This is a genomic window from Halococcus hamelinensis 100A6, assembly GCF_000336675.1.
In the GTDB taxonomy this organism is placed as follows: Archaea; Halobacteriota; Halobacteria; order Halobacteriales; family Halococcaceae; genus Halococcus; species Halococcus hamelinensis.
Map to the genome: position 1 here is coordinate 1 of NZ_AOMB01000030.1, position 19,782 is coordinate 19,782.

The following is a 19,782-nucleotide window of genomic DNA, read 5'->3' on the forward strand; positions in this document are numbered from 1 at the left end:
CCGCGCGCTCCTCGGCAGCGTCACCGACCGCGTGCTCAGGTTGACGGCTCGACCGGCGCTCGTCATGAAAACCGAGACCGGGAGCGAGCGCTGAGACACGACGCCGCGTTTCGAAGGGCCGTATCGGCGAGCGGAGTGCTGTAACCGGCGATCGGGGGCCTGTAACCGGCGATCGGAGGGCCTACAGTCGACCGACGCTCGTTCGTCCGTTGGGGAACGGATAAAGGACCCCCGATACTGGGGTTCGAAACTCAATCCCGTCCCGGTCGGACGATAGCGTATGGTTGATCCGGTCGTCCTGAGTCGGGCCCAGTTCGCGCTGACGATCATCGTCCACATCGTGTTTCCCGTGTTGAGCATGGGGCTCGCGCCGTTTCTGGTCTACTTCACGTGGAAGGAGATACGGACCCACGAACCGGTGTACGAACAGCTCCGTCGGTTCTGGGCCCGGGTCTTCGCGATCAGTTTCGTGACCGGGACCGTGACCGGGATCGTCCTCGAGTTCGAGTTCGGCACCAACTGGTCGGAGTTCTCACGGGCCGCCGGGGCCGTCATCGCGGGACCGCTCGCCACCGAGGGGATGATGGCGTTCTTCCTCGAAGCCGTCTTCCTCGGGGTGTTCCTGTTCGGTCGCGACCGGGTCTCCGACCGCACCTACTTCGCGTCGGCCTTCCTGACCGGGCTCGGGTCGTGGCTCTCGGCGACGTGGATCCTCATCGTCAACTCGTGGATGCAGCATCCACGGGGGTATCAGCTGGTCACGCGAAACGGCGAGACGGTCATCACGCTCACCGACCCGATCGCCGCGTACGCGAACCCCCGGTTCTTCTGGGAGTTCGTCCACATGCAGAACTCGGCGGTGCTCTCGGTGGCGCTGTTGATCGCGGGGATCGCGGCATACTACGTCTGGACGGGTCGGGCGACGGCGTTCTGGGAGCGCTCGCTGAAGTCCGCGCTCGCGGTGATGGTGGTCTCGGCCCCCTTCCAGGTCATCCACGGCGACGCCTACGCGCGCCACATCGCGAACACCCAGCCCGAGAAGTTCGCCGCGATGGAGGCGGTCTGGGAGACCGCCCGCTACGTCCCGGAGTACATCATCGCGTTCCCGACGACGTTCAGCCAGATCCTCGACCCGCGGGCCAAGGAACTCGTGGGGATCGGGATCCCCGGCATGGCGAGCTGGCTGGCGAGCGGCGGGAACCCGAACGCCCCGATCACCGGACTCAGCGAGTTCGCGAACGTCGGTACGCCACCGATCGCGGTCGTCTTCTGGTCGTTTCGGATCATGGTGGCGCTCGGCTTCTGGTTCATCGTCCTGGCGTTCTGGGGCGGCTACCGCTGGCGGACCGGCGAGCTCCTCGAAGACCGGCTGCTCCACAAGGCGCTGATGGCTTCCTCGGTGCTCGGGTTCGTCGCGGTGGAGTTCGGCTGGATGGTGGCCGAGATCGGCCGCCAGCCGTGGATCATCCAGGGTGTGATGAAGACTTCCGAGGCGGTCTCGCCGGACCTCTCGGGTTCGGACGCCCTCCTCACATTCGCGGGGTTCGCCGTCGGCTACCTCGGACTGCTCGTCCTCGTCGTCTACGTTCTCGTCAGACTCATCCGCCGCGGCCCGCCGACGGTCCGGGACGGGCCCGACCGGAACCCGGGCGACCAGGGGGTGCCGACGGATGATTGAGTCGGTGCTCTCGCTCGATTCGGCCCCGCTGTTCGGCCTCCCGCTCGAAGCGGTCTGGTTCGTCGTCCTCTTCTTCTTCCTCGCGATGTTCCTCTTCCTTGATGGGTTCGATTTCGGTATCGGCGCGCTGTTCGCCACCCGGAACGACGACGAGGACCGGAACCAGTTGCTCGCCGCGGTCGGCCCGTTCTGGGACGGCAACGAGGTCTGGCTGGTGGTGTTCGGCGGGGCGATGTTCGCGGCGTTCCCGGCGGTCTACGCCAACCTGTTCAGCCGCAACTACCTCCTGCTGTTCGCGTTACTGTTCGCGCTGGGGCTCCGGGGACTCGCCCCCGAGTTCTACGAGCAGCGCGAGGACCGCGGGTGGCGACGGGCGTGGGGCTGGGCGTTCGTCGTCGGCAGCGTCGCCGCGCCGTTCACGCTCGGGATGTTCGCCGCGAACTGGCTTCTCGGCTCGACACGGCTGGTGACGATCCCCGGTGTCGTGGTCGGCCTCGCCGTCGTCGCCCTCACCATCGTCGAGGGCAGCGGCTTCCTCGTGCTCAAGACCCGAGGTGAGCTTCGAACGGAGATGCGCCGGTACGGAACGCGTGCCGCCGTCGCGTATCTGGCGCTGGTCGTGGTCACGCTGGGCTGGCTCCTCGTGATGACGCCACGCCTCCGCGATGCCCTGCTCGCCCCGCTCCCGCTCGCGCTGGTGGTGCTCACGGTCCTCCTCGTCGTGGGCGTGATCGCCGCCCATCGACGGGAGGCCGACGTGGCGGCGTTCTGTGCGTCCGGCGGGCTGGCGTTCGGCCTGGTCGCGCTCGTCGCGACCCTCCTCTATCCAACGATCGACCCGGCGGCCGACCTGACCGTCGGGGCGGCGGTCGTCCCGCTCCTCTCGCTCAACCTGATGACGATCATGGCGGGCGTCCTGCTCCCCATCATCCTCGGCTACTTCGTGGTGCTGTACTCGGTCTTCAGCGGCCCGATAGAGCCGGAGGAGACCTACTAGCCGACGACGAACGGTTCACCCGCCGAACGAAACGAGGGCCCACGACGGTTTCGCCCCGCTCGGTGAAACCCAAAGGACCGGCGCTAGTGAACGGCGATGTCGGAGACCACGTTGAGCAGGTAGACGCCCGTGACGATGAGGCCGATACCGACGACACCGGCGAGGTCGAGCCGCTGTCCGAGAAACGCGGTGCCGATGGCCGCGATGAGTACGATCGCACCCGCCGACCACGTCGCGTAGACGAGTCCGATGGGTAGCTGACCGAGAATCAGACTCAGGAGGTAGAACGACGCGAGATAGCCGACGACGACGACGGCGGTCGGGACCGGGTTCGTGAACCCCGCCGAGTACTGGAGCGCGGTCGTCGCGATGACCTCGATGACGATCGCCAGGCCGAGGAGGGGATAGGGGTTCATCGTTCGATCCGCCGAGGGCGATCGTATACTTCGTTCGATATTTCCTCCGGGTCGTCGCGGTCGCACGCGACGATGCTCGTCAGCGGAGGAACCCGAGGAGCTCGTAGTCGTGGTCGGGAGTGTACCGGCGGAACAGCAGGCTGTTCGAGAGCACCGAGACCGACGAGAACGCCATCGCGGCCGCGGCCAGCGCGGGCTGGAGCAGGCCCAGCGAGGCCAGCGGGATCATCGCGGTGTTGTAACCGAGCGCCCAGAAGAGGTTCTGTCGGATCTTCCGGAGCGTGCCGTCGCTGATGCGGATCGCCTTCACCACGTCGAGCGGGTCGTCGCGCAACAGGGTGATGTCGGCGGCCTCGATGGCGACGTCGGTCCCGGAGCCGATCGCGGTCCCGACGACGGCGGTCGCGAGCGCCGGCGCGTCGTTGACCCCGTCGCCGACCATCATCGCCGTCCGCCCGTCCCGCTGGATGTCGTCGATGGCGGCCGATTTGTCCTCGGGGAGGACCCCCGCGCGGACGTTCGCGGGGTCGATGCCGACCGCCTCGGCGACCGCCGCGGCCGTCCGCTCGTTGTCGCCGGTGATCATGTGGACCGAAACATCCCGGTCGTGGAGCGCCGCGACGGCCTCCTCGGCGCTCCCCTTGACCGTATCGGCGGTGGCGACGAGCCCGAGCAACGCGTCCCCCCGTGCGACCAGCATCGCGGTCTTGCCCTCGCCTTCGAGCCGGTCGAGCTCCTCGGCGGCGACCGAGGGATCGATACCGTTGTGGCGTACGAACGTGCGGTTGCCGACGAGTACCGCCTCTCCGCCGACCGTCGCGCGCACGCCTTGCCCCGGCACGTTCTCGAAGTCTTCGGGGTCGGTGAGATGGATACCGCGCTCTTCGGCCCCGTCGACTATCGCCCGCGCGAGCGGGTGTTCGCTCCCGGACTCGGCGCTCGCGGCGGCGTGGAGCACCGTCGCCTCGTCGGTTCGGTTCGTCGTGGCTTCCGTGCCGCCGCTGACCGTTCGCGTACCGCCGTCGGCCGCCGTCTCGGAATCGTCCGTGGCGGAAGTGGCATTGAGGGGAACGACGTCGGTCAGTTCCATCGCGCCCTCGGTGAGCGTCCCCGTCTTGTCGAACACGACCGTGTCGACGTCCTTGGCGCGTTCGAGGACGTCACCGCCCTTGAACAGGATGCCGTTTCCCGCGCCGATCGAGGTGCCGACCATCGTCGCCGCCGGGGTCGCGAGCCCGAGCGCACAGGGACAGGCGATCAGGACGGCCGAGGCGAACACCACGACCGCGAACTCGAAGACCGAGACCGTACCGCCGGCGGCCGCCGGGCCGCCCGCGACGAGGCCCCACAGCGGCAGCCAGCCGACGAAACCGGCCAACGCTTCGGGGAACAGATACCAGACGACCCCCCACAGCAGCGCGTTCGCGATCACGACCGGCACGAAGTACGCCGAGATACGGTCGGCGAGGTTCTGGATGTCCGGCTGGCGCGACTGGGCCTCCTTCACGGTGTGAACGATCTGCTGGAGCGCCGTGTCCGAGCCGACCTTGGTCGCCTCGACCGTGAGGACGCCGTTCTCGTTGATGGTCGAGCCGACCACTTCGTCGCCCGCTTCCTTCTCGACGGGCACCGACTCGCCGGTGACCATCGACTCGTCGACCGCCGACCGCCCGTCGACGACGACGCCGTCGGTCGGGACCCGTTCGCCCGGCCGGACCTTCATCCGGTCGCCGACGGCGACCTCGTCGAGCGGGACCTCCGTTTCGTCGCCGTCCGCATCGACGACGGCCGCGGTGTCGGCCTCCAGTTCGAGGAGGTGCTGGAGCGCCGCGCCGGCCCGCCCCTTCGAACGGGCTTCGAGGTAGTTGCCGAGCGTGATGAACACGAGGATCAGCGCGGCCGTATCGAAGTACATACTCCCCGCGAGCACGCCCAGCAGGACCACCACCGAGTAGAGATAGGCCGTCGAGGAACCGAGGGCTATCAGTACGTCCATGTTGGCGCGGCGGTTCCTCACGACCGCCTTGTAGGCGTTGGCGTAGAACGGCCGCCCGAGCACGACCTGGACCGGCGTCGCGAGCAGGAACTCGACCCAGCCCAACTCCAGCCCGAAGACCGTCTCGGGGAGCGCGCCGCCACCCAGTACCAATTTCTCGACCATGAACGCGATCAGCGGGAGGGACAGCGCCGCGCCGAACAGCGTGAGCCGTCGCTGGCGGCGAATCTCGCCCTCGTGCGCGGTATCGCGGCGCTCCGATTCCGAGCCGTCGCTCCCGTCGTCGCGTACCGGGGAGTAGCCGGCGTCCTCGATCGCCTCGTAGAGGCGTTCGTGGTCGGTCTCGGCGGGGTCGTACTCGACGGTCGCCTCGTCGGTCGCGTAGTTGACCGCCGCCGAAATCACGCCCGGCACGCGTTCGAGCGCCTGCTCGTTCGTCTCGGCGCAGTTCGCACACGTCATGTCCGTGATGGCGATGGAGACCGAGGTGCTCACCGCCTCGTAGCCGGCGTCGTCGACCGCAGCGTAGATGGCCGCCAGCGACGCTTCGTCGGGGTCGTACTCGACGGTCGCCTCGTCGGTCGCGTAGTTGACCGTCGCCTCGCTCACCCCCTCGAGGCCGTGCAACGACGCCGTTATCGACTCGGCGCACGTCGCACAGCTCATGCCCCGGATGTCGAGGTGTACGCTTCGCTTGCTCATCGATAGTACATACGGGGTCCTCGTTCAATGCCTCTCTTCTTCAGATACGTAGGTTCTGAAGGATCCTGGCCTACGATCCGAAGGCGGTCGACGGCTCCGGACCCCGGGTTCCTACGGCATCCCGACTGGGACAGCGAACGGGTCCGTCGTTCGGTCGGGTCAGGCGTCGGCGCTGAACTGTTCGTACCGGGCCTCGAACTGCTCCAGACACGACGGACAGCAGAGGTAGTAGAGGTCGCCGTCGACGCGGAGGGTCTCGCCCTCCTCGCCGACCTCGTTACCGCACTCGGCGCAGGTTATCGCGAGGTCGGTCCCGCCGACCTGTGGCGTCCAGTCGGCATCCGTGAGGACGACGACCTCGTAGTCGGTTATCGTGTCCAGCCCGTCCCCATCGAACGTATCCGAGAGGAACGCCCGGACGTTCGCGTCCGGGAGGCGTGACTGGAAGAAGACCCGCGGGTCGGCGGCCGTGAACACGTGCTCGACCCCGTCCGTGTGCGTGAGCGTCTCACGGACCGCCTCGACCGAGTCCGGTCGTACCGACAGCTCGACCAGGACGGGCGTGCCGCCACGAAGCTTCGAGCGGTCGAGGTCGAGGGTGAACCGGCGGATGACCCCGAGCTCCCCGAGTCGGCTCACGCGGTCGGAGACCGACGGGGAACTGAGGCCGACCGCGTCGGCGATCTCACGATACGGCCGGCGGGCGTCCTCGGTCAGCAGGCGGAGGATCTCCGAGTCGGTCTCGTCCAGGGTTCGCATACTCGACATAGGTATCGGAACTGGAAACCGATTTCGCCTTGGTTTGTAAGGTATATTCCCGACTGGCCTTCCGTCGGTAGCCGACGTGGGGATAGTACCGACCTCCGAATCGACCCGTCCCCCTGGGTCGTCCCTACGTATCGTCCTCGTAACGTGGACGACGAACGAGCGCTACGTCGGCCGTGGCACCGGAAGCGCCCGATGCGGGCGTGGCGGCACGAGGTAGTTCCCGCGGTTGGTGACGCTCATGTACTGGAGGATGCCGTTGTTGTTCTTCTGCCCGAGCGCGGATTCGGACGCGAGGTCGGTGCCGTTCATCGCATCGCGCGTCCGGGTGAAGTCCTCGGTCGTCCGTTGGAGCGAGAGGAAGTGGAGCCCGGCGTCGCCGCCGTCGGTCGAGTCGAAGTCCCGTCTGAGGATGATCGGGCGGTCGTTCTCGCGCGCCGAAACCATCTTCTGGGAGTGACCGACGACGCCCGACTCGCGCGCCGCCGTCTCCGCCGGTGCGCAGTCGTCCATCCCGCTCGCGTTTCCGAGGTTCTCGCCGACGCCCTCCACTGCACCCGACTCCGCGTGTGCGGGACAGAACATCTTGCTGACCCGCTGTGACCGGCTGTCCTGGTCGTACCACTGGTCGAGGTGGAGCTGGATCTTCGAGATCTGCTGTACCGTTCCGTCCACGAACGGGCCCGACTGAATCGTCACGCGGTCCTCGGTCGCCTGGTTCTCGTCGAACCCCGATTTGAACCCCATGTAGAGGGGCGCGTCGTCCGGCACCGGCTCGGAGTCGGGGATCCCGTCCACGTCCTGGTTGTCGGCGGGCAGTCCGTCGCCGACGAACCCCGTCCGGCGGTCGGTCCGTTCGAGCACGCCGTCGAGATCCGCCTCGATGGAAACCCCGTTGAGTTCGTCCTGCTCCCCGAGGAGGGCCCGTTCGGCCCCGAGGACGACGCTGCCGTAGTCGCTCGCGAGGTGGACGACCGCGTCGGGGGTATCGAGCGTCGGCTCCTCGAACGGGGTGAGCGCCTTCGGTTTCGCGAGATCCACCGACTCCGGGAGCGGGTCGCCGAACCGCTCGAAGTACGCCGACGAGTAACTCACCGTGAAGAGCAACCCGTCGTTCGAGCGGGGATACGCGTGTTCGAGCCCCCGAAGCGCCCGTTCGACGGTCCGGCGGTCGGCATCCGTCGGTGTGCCGTCGCCGGCGTAGTCGAGATACAGCAGAACCCGGTGGCGCGGACCGAGGTGGTTGTCGGCGTCGTCCAGGTCGAGAACGTCGTTCCAGGCGTGCTGGCGCGCCGGGAACCCCGAGAGGTCGTCGGGGCCCTGCGGGAGGTCGGGGGTGTCCTCACGCGCCGTACACGCCGCAAGCGCCGACCCGCCGCCGATAGCGACCGCGGCCTTCACGAACGCACGTCGCGAGACGCCACGGTCCGTGCGAGGAAGCATACGATATCGTGGGTCCGGAGTCAAAAGCGCGTTCTGGTTCGTCCATCGAACGCGACGCCGTCCTCCGATATCCACCGGCCGATGGGCCACGTTCAGGAGGGCGGCCGACCCGCCACGACCGACCAGCACTCACGCACGCCGACGGCCAACAGGACGGCCGCAGCGCCCGCCGCGGCGAGGTCCTGAACGAACAGGGGTATCGACCACGCGACCGCGAAGGTGACGCCGGCCGCGACGACGTAGACGGTCTGCATCAGCCCGACCGCGACGACCGCTCCGGAGGTGTCGGCAGCGCTGACGTGGGTTCCCGCCACGACGGCGGTCTCGGCGACGGTGTGGAGCGTCAGCAACACCGCTGCGGTCACCCCGACCACGCCACCCGCGATGTACGCACCGGCGAGCGCCGTGCCCTCGACGAACTGGTGAAGCGTCAACGCACCGGTGGTCGAAAGCGCTACCGCCCTGTCGTCGTCGACACGCGTCCGTCGGGAGAGCCCTATCGCGCCGAGGACGCCCGACGCGCCGGCCAGCAACGCGAGTCCCGGCTTCGATGGGCCGAGCGGGAGCAACACGAGGACACCGACGAGACTCAGTCCGACCCCGAGCGCGCCGGAGAACCCTCTCCCTCCGAACCGACTCGGTGGGCGTCTGACCCGTGCCAGGATCACGCCGACCCCACCGAGCGAGCCAACGAGGGCCGACCCGACCACGAGGACCGGGAAACGAAACCCGACGGTGGCCCCCGTGGAGGGCACGTGCGCCGTGGCGAGGAGCGGTCCCACGCCGAGCGTGACGACCCCGACGAGCAGCGGTGCAGCCACCCGAGCCCCCCATCGATCGGTGTCGACCCCGAGTCCGTTCGGCAGTCTCATGCGATTGGGTGCCTCAATCGCCCGACGCCTTCGCGGACGGTGCGTCGACCCGAACGATGCAAGACCTCGGTTCCTGGCTCATCCGGTCGGCACGAACGAGGTTCCCCGTGAGCGCGAGTACCGTAACCCCGAAGAAGACCATCCCCACCGGGGAGGCGAGGTCGATGAACAGCCAGTAGAGCGGCATCGCGGTGGAGGGGCCGAGGAGGACGACCGCGAACTCCGCGAGCACGGGGCCACAACAACAGCACGCGTTCGGCGCTGTCAGCGCGAGCGCCCCCGTGATGGCGTTCGTCGTCGTGTCGTTCCCCCCGGCGTCGGCTCCGTCGCCCTTCCAGAAGTGGGCGATGGCCGCCCCGTTCAGCCCGACCAGCCCACCGAGCAGCCCGACGAAGAGGACCACACCGGGCGAGAGCGCCGCCCGGAACGGAACGTACGGTGGCGTCGCGAACAGGTCCGGCGGCAGGACGGCTTCGAGGACGGGCGTGACGAACGGAAGTCGGGGAACGAAGAGTTCGAGCGCGGGCCAGGTCGCCAGCGGCGCGAGGATCGGGAACAGCTCCAGGTCGATCCGGGTCCACGAGAGCCCGACGCCGTCGTCGATGGCGAAGCTCAACATTCCCGAGGAGAAGAGGAAGAACACGGCGGCGAGGAGCGCGATCCCGGCACCGAAGCGTCGCGCGAGGCGGTCCCGCCGGAGGTCGGCCAGCAGGTGGCGACAGTCGCGCCAGAGGATGTAGCCCACCGTCACCGGCAGCGCGAGTTCGAGGAGATACCCCATCGGGTTGGTCGGACCGTAGACCCCGAGCGCGTCCATGGCGGCCGAATAGGAGATCCAGAGCCCGAGGACGACCCCGAGGATCGCGTATCGGGGGCGCGAGGGCCATCGAAGCCGGACCACGACGAAGCTCCCGGTCAGCACGAGCGCGCCGACGAGGAGCGTCGCCGGGTAGAACGCCGCCTCCGGGATCGGGGACTGCGAGACCGAGAACGACTGTATCTGTGAGAGCTGTACCAGCCCGACGCCACCGGCCGCGACGAGTACCAGTCCGCAGAACACGCCATAGACGGCGTAGTGTGCGGTCCCCGAGTCGAGCGTCCGGCCGAGGTAGATGCTCGCGGCGACGACGACGAGCCCGATAACGAGCGGGAGCAGCGACGCCCACTGGACGATCCTGACCGTCCCGCCGTGGGCGGACGCGAGCGGGACGAACTGGAGCGCACCGACGAGTATCGCCGCCCGGAGACCGCCACGGGCCAGCAGCCCCAGACCCGCCGACGGTTCGAACCCGCCATTCATCGTGTATCGTGAGACCCTCGAACACTGGTGGAGAAGAGCGTGTCGTATTCGCTACCGGTTCGCCGGGAGTCGTCCCGGGCGGAGAGAGACGAATCCGATCCGGAGTCATCGTCCATCCCTCGGCGGAAGGAGGAGGGTTCGAAATAGTGTTCTGGTGCGCCCATCGAAAGCCGCCTCCCTGGCCCGGAGGAACCGACGGGAGTATCCTTATCGTTCTACGACATAAAGGGGCGATATGAAACGTCGATGGTTCGTGCTAGTTGGCGGCCTCGTCATCGCACTCCCCTCGGCGATCGTCGTCGCCTTCGGGTTCCCGTCACCGGCCGAGCCGGCCACCGCCCTCTTGCTCGGCGGGATGATCCTCGCCGGGGTCTTATTCGTCCTTGGTGGACTCGACCGCCGATTCGGCGGTGTCGAGTGGTACCAGTTCGTCGGGGTCGGCAACGTCCTGGTCGGCGTTTCGCTCGCCCTCGGCCAGTTGATCCCGGTTCTGAACGGGACGACGGCCTACGACGGGAGTGTGCTGCCCGCTCTCGTCCTGTTCACCCTCGTCGGCGGGGGCTCGATAGTGTTCATCGGTGCCGACTGGATCCGCGGGGGACACCACTTCGACCTCTCGGTCTTCGAGTCGGGACCGCTCCTCTCGTCAGGGACCGGGAAACGGGGCTGACGAACGACGACACGGCGCTCGATACTCTCACATGAACACGAAGAAACAGGCTTTGCTCGGACAGGGACTGACTGCCATCGCGATGGTGCTGCTGATCTACGAACGGACTGCGGATCCCGAACCCACAGCACCCCGGCTGTTCGGCGTCGATTGGCTCGTGCTGGTCGCGGTCGTGATACTGCTCGTCAGCCTCGGCATCGTCTTCCGAGTTCTTCGAGCCGAGACCGGCTCCAGCGACGCACGAACCGAGTGACCTTCTCACGGAACCGCTGACGACGCACATCGGGGCTCCGGATTCGAGATGCTTATCACGCCCGCTCGTCCAATTTTTACCGGAATGTCAAACGAGCCAGCGCGGCACGATACCGGTCCCGTCGCCGGCGAGACGGTCCGGCACGGAACCGGTGTGGAGTCGAACCGGGCCTTCCCGACGAACACTTATCCCGACCATCTCGACCCGTTCGTCCTCTTCGAGCGGTTCTTCATCCAGCCCGAGCGGGGCTTTCCGATGCACACCCACGGGGGATTCGAGATCGTCTCGTACATGATCGAGGGCGGGATGGACCACGGGGACTCCCTCGGCGTCACGCACACGGCCACCGAAGGCGACGTCATGCGGATCACCGCCGGGAGCGAGATCCAGCACTCCGAGTTCCCCGCCGACGGGGCCGCGTGTAGCGGACTCCAGCTCTGGGTGAACCTCCCGCGCGAGGCCAAGGAGGTCGAGCCCAGTTACGACGACGCGACCGGCGACGACCTCCCGACGGAGGCGGAGGACGGTGCCACCGTGACCACCGTCGTCGGCGACGGGTCACCGATCGAACTTCGCACGCGAATGGAGTACCTCGACGTCGCGGTCACCGACCGCTGGACGTGGACGATACCGGACGGCTGGTCGGGCTTCCTCTACGGCGTCGACGGCCACGGAACGGTCGACGGGGACCGGTTCGCGGCTGGGGACGTTCTTCCGGTCACGAGCGCCGAAGACCTCGACCTCGAACGCGACGGGGCGGAGGCGTTCCGTGTGGTCGCCGTCGCCGGGTCGCCACACGAGGAGCCGATCCAGCAGCGAGGCCCGTACGTCCGCTGACCGGGCTCCCCCGCCGAACGTTTTCCGGTGGATGTGTCGCGGATCCGTCTCGTAAAACGGTGAGCGGTCGGAACGACGGGAGGTGCAACCACGAATCTAATACGTCGCTCCACCCTATCGGGCGTATCGATGACCCCGGACAGTGAACGAGGATCTTCTACGGACACCGAGCGGGCGATCATGGAGGCGACCTTTCGGGCGCTCAGCAAGCACGGCTACGTCGACCTCCGACTGCGCGACATCGGCGACGAGTTCGAGATGACCCGCCAGTTGATCCACTACTACTACGACGGCAAGCACGACCTCATCTCGGCGTTCCTCGAGTACGTGATCGAACAGTACGAGGGCAGCGTCGCGGTCGACGAGAGCGACGACCTCTGGGCGGAACTGGACGCGAGGATCGACCAGTGTCTCTTCGGCCCGGAGTTCGCCAGCGACTTCGACCACTGGGACCGGATGCGCGTCTACCACGAGCTGTTCTCGCAGGCCCAGAACGACGACCAGCACCGCGAGATATTCAACCGCCACTACACCAAGATCCGCCGCAGCATCACCCGCGTCATCGAACGCGGGATCGAGCAGGGCGTCTTCCGCGACGTCGACCCCGAGAACACGGCGCAGTTCATCACCGACGCGATACACGCCGCACGCGGACGGCGGATCTCGCTCGGCCACGACGAAGCGCCCGAGCAGATACGCCGCGCGCTGGACGAGTTCGTCATCTCCTCGCTCGCCCCGCCGGGCGAGGAACCCGAGTTCAAAAGCGCCCGTTCGACCGCCCGAAACTGACCGTCCACGACGGCTCGACAGCCGCGATCCGATCCCCTTTCCGGGGATCGTTTCCCTCGTTCTGCCTCCGGAGTTCGGTTGTGGGGTCACCCCGATCGGAACCGGAACCGACCGGATGCCGACCGCTCGACTTCGTCCTTCGAATTTTACCAATCGGTAAACTTAATGGAGCGGGTCGACGATACACGAGGAGAGCCATGACCGACTCACGACCGGACGACAGCACCGACCAGCGAGCCGACGAGGGCCCCACGAACCGATGAGGATCGGACGGTTCGGGGCCGACGACGAACCGGCGTGGGTTGGCGTGGTCGACGGCGGGACGACCTACGACGTCCGGGAGGCGGCAGCCGAGATCGGTATCGACCTCCCCAGGGGAACCGTCGACCTCCTCGCGACGTGGGGGTGGCGGGAGAAGGTCGAACTCGCTGTCGAGTACGCCGCGGAGACTGGCGAGGCGACCTACGACGTCGAATCGCTCGACCGATACGCCCCGGTCACCGACCCGGCGAAGGTGGTCTGTGTCGGGCTGAACTACGCCGACCACGCCGACGAGGGCGGGTTCGAGGCACCCGACGCGCCGGTGCTGTTCTCGAAGTTTCCCACGGCGCTCACGGGACCGGAGGCGGCGATCGAGTGGGACCCGGCGCTCACGGAAGCGGTCGACTACGAGGGCGAACTCGTCGCCGTCATCGGGGACCGGGCCCGGAACGTCGCGCCGGAGGACGCGCTCGACCACGTCGCCGGCTACACGGTGGGCAACGACGTCTCCGCGCGTGACCTCCAGTTGGCCGACGAACAGTGGGTTCGCGGTAAGAGCCTCGATACGTTCGGCCCGCTGGGCCCCGACATCGTCACCCCCGAGGAGATCCCCGACCTCGGGGACCTCGACGTCTGGACCGAGGTCAACGGCGAGCGGCTTCAAGAGTCGAACACCCGTCACCTCGTCTTCGGGATCGACGAGCTGGTCTCGTTCTGCTCGCGGGCCTTCACCCTCGAACCCGGCGACGTGATCTACACCGGGACGCCCGACGGCGTCGGCTACTTCAGGGACCCGCAGGTCCTGCTCGAGGACGGCGACTCGGTCACCGTCGGCGTCGAAGGGGTCGGCGAACTCCACAACCCCTGTGCCCATACCGACCGGTAAGGGCCTCCTCTCGGGAGGGCGTTTACCAACCAGTAAAATCGGCCGCTAACCCGAACGGTATATGTTTTTACTGCATGGTAAACGACGGAGTACGATGGGAGAAATAAGCCGACTACACCACGTAACGGCGTTCGCGAGCGACCCGCAGCGGAACCTGGATTTCTTCACGGAGGTGATCGGGCTGCGGTTCATCAAGCGAACGGTCAGGTTCGACATCCCCGAGGAGATCTACCACCTCTACTACGGGGACGAGGCCGGAACCGCCGGCTCGATCGTGACGTACTTCCCGGTCACGGACATGAACGAGGGCCTCGTCGGGAAGGGACAGATCAGCGCCGCCGGCCTCGTCATCCCCGAGGGGTCGGTCGAGTACTGGACCGACCGCTTCGAGGAGCACGACGTCGAGCACACCGTCGAGGAACGGTTCGGCGAGACCGCGATCGGTTTCACCGACCCCGACGGGACCCCGTTCGAACTCGTCACCGGCGAGTCCGACATCGAACCCTGGGACGGCGGCCCGGTCCCGGCGGAACACGGCGTTCGGGGGCTCCACGGCGTCACGATACACTCGAACGACCCGGCGGGGACCTTCCGTGCGCTCGAAACGATGGACTGGAGCCGGGTCGGCCGGGCCGACTACCCGCAGGCCGGCGACCACGTTCGGTACGAAGCGCCAGGCGACCGGCGCGGCGCGAACGTCGTCGACGTTCTCGTTCGTCCGAACGCGCCACAGGGCGTACAGGGGACCGGGACCTTCCTGCACGTCGCCTTCGACACCGGCGAGAAGTGGGAGCAAAAGGAGTGGAGCGAGCGCTTCCGCGAGGCGGGCCTGATAACGACCTCGCGGAAGGACCGGGATTACTTCTGGTCGATGTACTTCACCGAACCCGGCGGCACGACCTTCGAGTTCGCGACCGAGGGCCCGGGCGTGACGCTCGACGAGAGCGTCGAGGCGCTCGGTTCGGAACTCAAGGTGCCGGACTGGCTCGACGTCGACGTGAGCGAGATCGACGAACAGCTCCCGGACCTCACGACGGACTGACCGAGGCGACGGACCCGGGCCGTCTTCGAGTTTCGACCCGACAGCGGCCCACCCGGTCGCCCGCACGAACAGCTACTATGCGACGCCGCTTCGACGGAACACGACGATGGAACCAGAACGAGCCTCCCCGACGAAACGACCCACCGACGCCGACTACACGACCGAACCGGACGACGAGCTTCCCGCCGAGCTGACGACGCTGCCGTGGATAGACGTCCACAACCACGCACACACCCTCTCGTGGAACGACCGGGAACGGTTCGCGCTGAGCGGCTGTCACGAGATGGTCATGATGGCCGCGGCGTACTACTGGACACCGTACAAACCGGTCGCGCCCGAGGACGTTCGCTATCTCTGGGACGACGCGCTCAATCGTCTCGACCCGATCCGCCGGTCACACGTCTTCGATGCGAGTCTCGGCATCGGGATCCACACCGGCGCGCGCGTCGAGAACGTCGAGGAGTTGCTCGACGTGATGCCCGACTACCTCGCACTCGACGCGGTCCAGGCCGTCGGCGAGATCGGCATCACCGGCTCACAGCACGTGAGTCGATGGGAGCTCGACGCACAGCGAACGGTGATGCGCGAACAGTTGGAGCTCGCCGCCGACTACGACCTTCCGGCGGTCGTCCACACGCCGCCGAACCTCGACAACGTGGACGTCCCCTACCGGGAGCGGGGACCGATCCCCGGCTACGAGCTGAACGGCGACCTCCAGCGCGAGTCGGTCATCGAAGCCGCGGACACGAAACGCGCCGCGACGGAGCTGGACGTCGAACTCGCCGAGGAGGCGGGCCTCCCCGACGAACAGCTGGTGCTCTCCCACGCCGACCGCGACATCGCCCCGTTCGTGCTCGAGAACACCGACGCGTACGTGAGCTTCACGATCAGCTATCCCTGGTTGCTCGGGGTCACCGCGCGGGACGTCGCGGCCGTCATCGACGAATACGGCCCGGAGCGCGTTATGATGGAGACCGACAGCGCGGGCATCCTCCGAAGCGACGTCTTCTCCTTTCGACGGGCGATCTTCGACCTCTACCGGCTGGGAATCGAGGTCGAGACGATCCGCGAGGTCGTCTACGAGAACCCCCGCCGCGTACTGAGCTAACGCGGTCGGGGCCGAACTCGATTTTCGGGGGACGGTGAGTTCTCGGGACGGGTCCTCGTCGACTGGTGGACCGAATCGGACGGGTTTCCCACCAGGGACTGAGTCGGACGGTTTCCTCGCCGGATCAGAACGTTTTTACTGATTAGTAAAATAGGAGGTAGTATGGTAGACGTCGCGATCGTCGGTGGCGGTCCCGCCGGCCTCAGCGCAGCACTGTTCGCCCAGAAGAACGGGCTCGAAACCGCCGTCTTCGATACGGACGACACCTGGATGCACAAGGCCCACCTGTTCAACTATCCCGGCGTCGGCTCCATCGACGGGACGGACTACATGGAGGTCCTCCGGACCCAGGTCGACGACTTCGGTGTCGAGCGCCACCAGGGGGCAGAGGTCACCGCCGTCGCGGAGAACGACGACGGCTTCACCGTCTCGACCGAGGACGAGGAGTACGAGGCGAGCTACGTGGTTCTGGCGACGGGCGCGAAGCGCGACCTCGCCGAGGACCTGGGCTGTGCGTTCACCGACGAGGGCGCTGTGGACGTGGACGTCACGACCGAGACGAGCGTCGAGGACGCCTACGCGACGGGCGCGATGGTCCGCGCCGAGGAGTGGCAGGCGGTCATCGCCGCGGGCGACGGTGCCGCGGCGGCGCTCAACATCCTCACGAAGGAGAAAGGCGAGCACTACCACGACTTCNGATGGTCCGCGCCGAGGAGTGGCAGGCGGTCATCGCCGCGGGCGACGGTGCCGCGGCGGCGCTCAACATCCTCACGAAGGAGAAAGGCGAGCACTACCACGACTTCAACGTGCCCGCCGACGCCGAGGAGGTCTTCGGCGCGATGGCCGACGACGACTGAGACGGCGACCGCGGCCACGACGGTGGAACGCTGGCTCACGTGGTTTCGATCGGGATCGAACTTCGAGCCGATTTTCAGCCCCTGAAAATCCGGGAAACCGATTTTACCCGTCCGGGACACGACCCGTTTAGAGCCTCCGACCGCCCGTCGGGGCTCTATCAGGGAGACCCCTCTCCTCTGGCATCACCTTTATTACACTACCACCTTCCATGTTTCTCAACGACTGTCGGCGATTTCATCCAAACCACCAATGACAGCGATCGATACCACCGACCTGACGAAACGCTACGGAAGCACGCTCGCCGTCGACTCCCTCTCGCTCTCGGTGCCGGCGGGAACCGTCTACGGGTTCCTCGGTCCGAACGGAGCGGGCAAGACCACCACGATGCGGATGCTCACGGGGCTCACACGTCCCTCCGGCGGGACTGGGACCATCGCGACCGCCCCGATCACCGACCGCGACCGGCTCCGACCCCACATCGGCTATCTCCCCGAGGAGCCGCCGCTCTACGAGGAGACGACCGCCGAGGAGCAACTCGACTACGCCGCCGGGCTCCACGACCTCCCCACCGACACGGCACACGAACGGATCGACCGCCTCCTCACGGATCTCGGTCTCGCGGCCGACGCCGGCACACGTATCTCGGAGTACTCGAAGGGGATGCGCCAGAAGGTCGCCTACGTCCAGGCCGTCCTCCACGAACCCGACGTGGTCTTCCTCGACGAACCCACGTCGGGGTTGGACCCCCGTGCCGCCCGGACGCTTCGCGGGATGATCGCCGACCTCGCCGACGGCGGGACGACGGTCTTCCTCTCGACGCACATCCTACCGGTCGTCGAGGCGGTCGCCGACACGGTGGGCATCCTCTACGACGGCCGACTCGTCGCCGAGGACGCGCCGGACGCCCTGACGAACCGTGCCGAGGCCGGCGAAACCGGCAGTCTCGAGGACGCTTTCCTCGAAATCACCACCGACGGGAGCCGGGAGGCCACCGATGGCTGAGTCGAGGTGGGCACGCCACGCGCTCGGCATCGGGCTGTTCGAGTTCCGGCGCTCGGTGCGCGCGATCCGGCGCGACAAAGCCCGGCTCGGGATGATGGCCCTCGCCGTGGTGGGGCCGTCGGCGGTGCTGACCGCGCTTCTCGCGGTGTTCGCGAGCGAGATCCGCGGTATCGGGCCGCTTTCCGTACCGAACGCGGTCAGGGGCATGGTCGCACTGTTCTGGCTGTTCGCGGTGTTCATCGTCGGTCAGCGCATGGTCTCGGCGCACGCCCACGTCGAGGCCGAGTCGATGATGCTCACGAGCGTCTCGGCGCGGGCGGTCGCGGGCGGGCTGGTCGTCGCCGAGACGCTCCGCGTGCTCGCCTACGTCGGACTGTACGCCGTCGTGGGGACCGCCGCCGCGGTGTTGCTGTTCGGGTCGCTCGCGAGCCTGGTGCTCGTCCCGACGACGACCGTGCTGTTCGCCGCCACCGCGGTCGTCGCGGCGACCGCGTGTGGGTACGCGGTAGCGTGGCTGATCGCGAGTTCGCCGTTCGTCGCGCGCCACAAGACGGTTCTCGGTATCGTCGCGGCGTTGGCGCTGATGGGCGTGTATCTCCTCTTCATCTACTCCCCGCTCGGTATCGTGAGCCCGACGTCGCTCGCGTGGTTGCCGATGGCGTGGTTCGTCGACCTCGCGACGACCGGATCGCCGTTCGTCGGTTCGCCGATTCGGGCGGCCGGGGCGCTCCTCGGTAGCCTCCTCCTCGTCGTGGTGGGTGGGGCTCTCGTCGAGCGCGAGGCGGTCGCGCTCTGGTTCACCGAACCGGTGAACCCCGATGCGGACGGCGCGACCCGTGAGACGGTGGATTCGGGGGCGGCTCGGTTCTCGCATCGCGGCGCGCTCGCTGCCGCCGTGAGCCCGCTCGTCGTTCCGGACCGCCTCTCGACGCCGACGAGGCGCGTCGCCGAGTGGACGCTGCTCCGCACTCGACGCGACCCGAACCGAACGACGTTCCTGCTGGTTCCGGTCTTCGCTATCGGGAGTTCGCTCGTGAGTTCGGGCTACCAATCGGGGTCGGTCACGGCCGTCGCAGCACCGCTGTGTGCGGTGATGCTGCCGTGGCTCGCCGGCGCGCTGTTCGCCCTGAACCCCCTCGGCGACGAGGGGCGAGTGTTGCCGATGACGCTCACGACGGTCCCAGGTCGGCAGTACGTTCGGGGACTCATGACACCCGGCTTGCTCCTCGGTCTCCCGGCCGTCCTCGTCGTGACGGCCGTCGCGAGCGTGTTCTCGCCCTACACGCTCGTCCGACGGATCGAGACGGTCGTCCTCGGCGGAGCGCTGACCGTGATCGCGGTCGCCATCGCGCCCGCGGTCGGCATGGCGTTCCCGCGGTTCAGTGCCATCAGCGTCGGGCGGAGCGACGACGTGCTCCCGCCGCGAATGACCGCCGTGTTCGTCCACCTGGTGGCGGTCGTCGTCCCCGGCGGGCTGTTGGTGCTGCTCACGGTGGTTCCGGGGCTCACACGGGGACTCCTCGGTGCGTTGTTCGGCTCGTTACCGGCGTTGCTGCTCGGACTGCTTGCGGGGTCCCCCGGTGGACCGGTCTCGATGGCTGCCGGCTGGTTCGACGGGCTGGGGGACGCGATCCGCGCGCTCGACCTCGTCCAGCTTCAGGTCGTCACCAGCGCGGTGCTCCTCGTCGTCGGTTTCGCCGTCGCGCTCTCGCTCTACCGGAACGCCATCTCTCGGTTCGAACGCTTCTCGCCGCCCTGATGCCCTCGTCGGGCGTTTCGGCCCACCGACGAACGGTGCCATACCTCTCCTGCCAACTGCTACTTCTGGATCCTGTGAAGCGGATTAGACGAGGCTAACGATCGAATTGGCTCAAAAGAATTATATCGTTCGCTCTCTCACTTCCACG

The 19,782-nt window shown here is 67.4% G+C and carries 17 protein-coding genes and 2 pseudogenes; 13 read left to right on the plus strand and 6 right to left on the minus strand.

Annotation, left to right across the window (positions count from 1 at the left end; genetic code table 11):
- The 3 genes and pseudogenes from C447_RS18550 to C447_RS09175 all read left to right on the plus strand — a co-directional run.
- Nucleotides 1-94, plus strand: a pseudogene (locus C447_RS18550) (universal stress protein); the annotation flags it as partial.
- A 186-nt stretch (nt 95-280) separates the two neighbouring features.
- Entirely contained in the window at nt 281-1,678 is a 1,398-nt protein-coding gene (locus tag C447_RS09170) for a cytochrome ubiquinol oxidase subunit I (protein ID WP_007693185.1), read from the plus strand.
- Complete coding sequence (locus C447_RS09175) at nt 1,671-2,675, plus strand: cytochrome d ubiquinol oxidase subunit II (RefSeq protein WP_007693189.1); 1,005 nt, start codon at nt 1,671-1,673, stop codon at nt 2,673-2,675. The genes C447_RS09170 and C447_RS09175 overlap by 8 nt, the downstream gene beginning before the upstream one ends.
- Nucleotides 2,676-2,758: 83 nt before the next feature.
- On the opposite strand, the gene C447_RS09180 is transcribed toward C447_RS09175, so the two are convergent.
- The 6 genes from C447_RS09180 to C447_RS09205 form a co-directional block, all read right to left on the minus strand.
- The gene (locus tag C447_RS09180) at nt 2,759-3,091 is read right to left on the minus strand and encodes an SMR family transporter (protein WP_007693196.1); all 333 of its coding nucleotides are present in this window, start codon (nt 3,089-3,091) and stop codon (nt 2,759-2,761) included.
- A 79-nt stretch (nt 3,092-3,170) separates the two neighbouring features.
- Nucleotides 3,171-5,789: a heavy metal translocating P-type ATPase gene (locus C447_RS09185; RefSeq protein ID WP_007693199.1), complete on the minus strand. Its 2,619-nt coding sequence runs from the start codon at nt 5,787-5,789 to the stop codon at nt 3,171-3,173.
- 159 nt (nt 5,790-5,948) lie between these two features.
- A complete protein-coding gene (locus C447_RS09190) occupies nt 5,949-6,548 on the minus strand; it encodes an AsnC family transcriptional regulator (RefSeq protein WP_007693200.1) in 600 nt (199 codons plus the stop codon).
- A 171-nt stretch (nt 6,549-6,719) separates the two neighbouring features.
- The gene (locus tag C447_RS09195) at nt 6,720-7,997 is read right to left on the minus strand and encodes a DUF7405 family protein (protein ID WP_007693202.1); all 1,278 of its coding nucleotides are present in this window, start codon (nt 7,995-7,997) and stop codon (nt 6,720-6,722) included.
- Nucleotides 7,998-8,089: 92 nt separating this feature from the next.
- The gene (locus C447_RS09200; protein ID WP_237713463.1) at nt 8,090-8,818 is read right to left on the minus strand and encodes a hypothetical protein; all 729 of its coding nucleotides are present in this window, start codon (nt 8,816-8,818) and stop codon (nt 8,090-8,092) included.
- Between the two features lie 64 nt (nt 8,819-8,882).
- Nucleotides 8,883-10,169: a hypothetical protein gene (locus C447_RS09205; protein ID WP_007693205.1), complete on the minus strand. Its 1,287-nt coding sequence runs from the start codon at nt 10,167-10,169 to the stop codon at nt 8,883-8,885.
- 235 nt (nt 10,170-10,404) lie between these two features.
- Between C447_RS09205 and C447_RS09210 the strand changes: the two genes are divergently transcribed.
- The 10 genes and pseudogenes from C447_RS09210 (at nt 10,405) to C447_RS09255 (ending at nt 19,634) form a co-directional block, all read left to right on the plus strand.
- Entirely contained in the window at nt 10,405-10,839 is a 435-nt protein-coding gene (locus C447_RS09210) for a hypothetical protein (RefSeq protein WP_007693206.1), read from the plus strand.
- Nucleotides 10,840-10,870: 31 nt separating this feature from the next.
- On the plus strand, nt 10,871-11,092 hold the full coding sequence (locus C447_RS09215) for a hypothetical protein (protein WP_007693207.1): 222 nt from the start codon (nt 10,871-10,873) through the stop codon (nt 11,090-11,092).
- A gap of 84 nt (nt 11,093-11,176) precedes the next feature.
- Nucleotides 11,177-11,929, plus strand: coding sequence for a pirin family protein (locus tag C447_RS09220; protein WP_007693208.1), 753 nt, complete (start codon nt 11,177-11,179; stop codon nt 11,927-11,929).
- A 129-nt stretch (nt 11,930-12,058) separates the two neighbouring features.
- The gene (locus tag C447_RS09225; protein WP_237713464.1) at nt 12,059-12,718 is read left to right on the plus strand and encodes a TetR/AcrR family transcriptional regulator; all 660 of its coding nucleotides are present in this window, start codon (nt 12,059-12,061) and stop codon (nt 12,716-12,718) included.
- A gap of 259 nt (nt 12,719-12,977) precedes the next feature.
- Entirely contained in the window at nt 12,978-13,865 is an 888-nt protein-coding gene (locus C447_RS09230) for a fumarylacetoacetate hydrolase family protein (RefSeq protein WP_007693210.1), read from the plus strand.
- 94 nt (nt 13,866-13,959) lie between these two features.
- Nucleotides 13,960-14,907 (plus strand): VOC family protein, encoded by a 948-nt coding sequence (locus C447_RS09235; RefSeq protein WP_007693211.1) that lies wholly within the window; start codon nt 13,960-13,962, stop codon nt 14,905-14,907.
- A 106-nt stretch (nt 14,908-15,013) separates the two neighbouring features.
- Nucleotides 15,014-16,015 carry a TatD family hydrolase gene (locus C447_RS09240; protein ID WP_007693212.1) on the plus strand — a complete coding sequence of 334 codons (1,002 nt, stop codon included), beginning with the start codon at nt 15,014-15,016 and terminating at the stop codon, nt 16,013-16,015.
- A 162-nt stretch (nt 16,016-16,177) separates the two neighbouring features.
- Nucleotides 16,178-16,711, plus strand: a pseudogene (locus C447_RS09245) (FAD-dependent oxidoreductase); the annotation flags it as partial.
- A gap of 411 nt (nt 16,712-17,122) precedes the next feature.
- A complete protein-coding gene (locus tag C447_RS09250) occupies nt 17,123-17,875 on the plus strand; it encodes an ABC transporter ATP-binding protein (RefSeq protein WP_007693213.1) in 753 nt (250 codons plus the stop codon).
- Nucleotides 17,868-19,634 carry a hypothetical protein gene (locus tag C447_RS09255; RefSeq protein WP_007693214.1) on the plus strand — a complete coding sequence of 589 codons (1,767 nt, stop codon included), beginning with the start codon at nt 17,868-17,870 and terminating at the stop codon, nt 19,632-19,634. The genes C447_RS09250 and C447_RS09255 overlap by 8 nt, the downstream gene beginning before the upstream one ends.
- Nucleotides 19,635-19,782 lie beyond the last annotated feature (148 nt).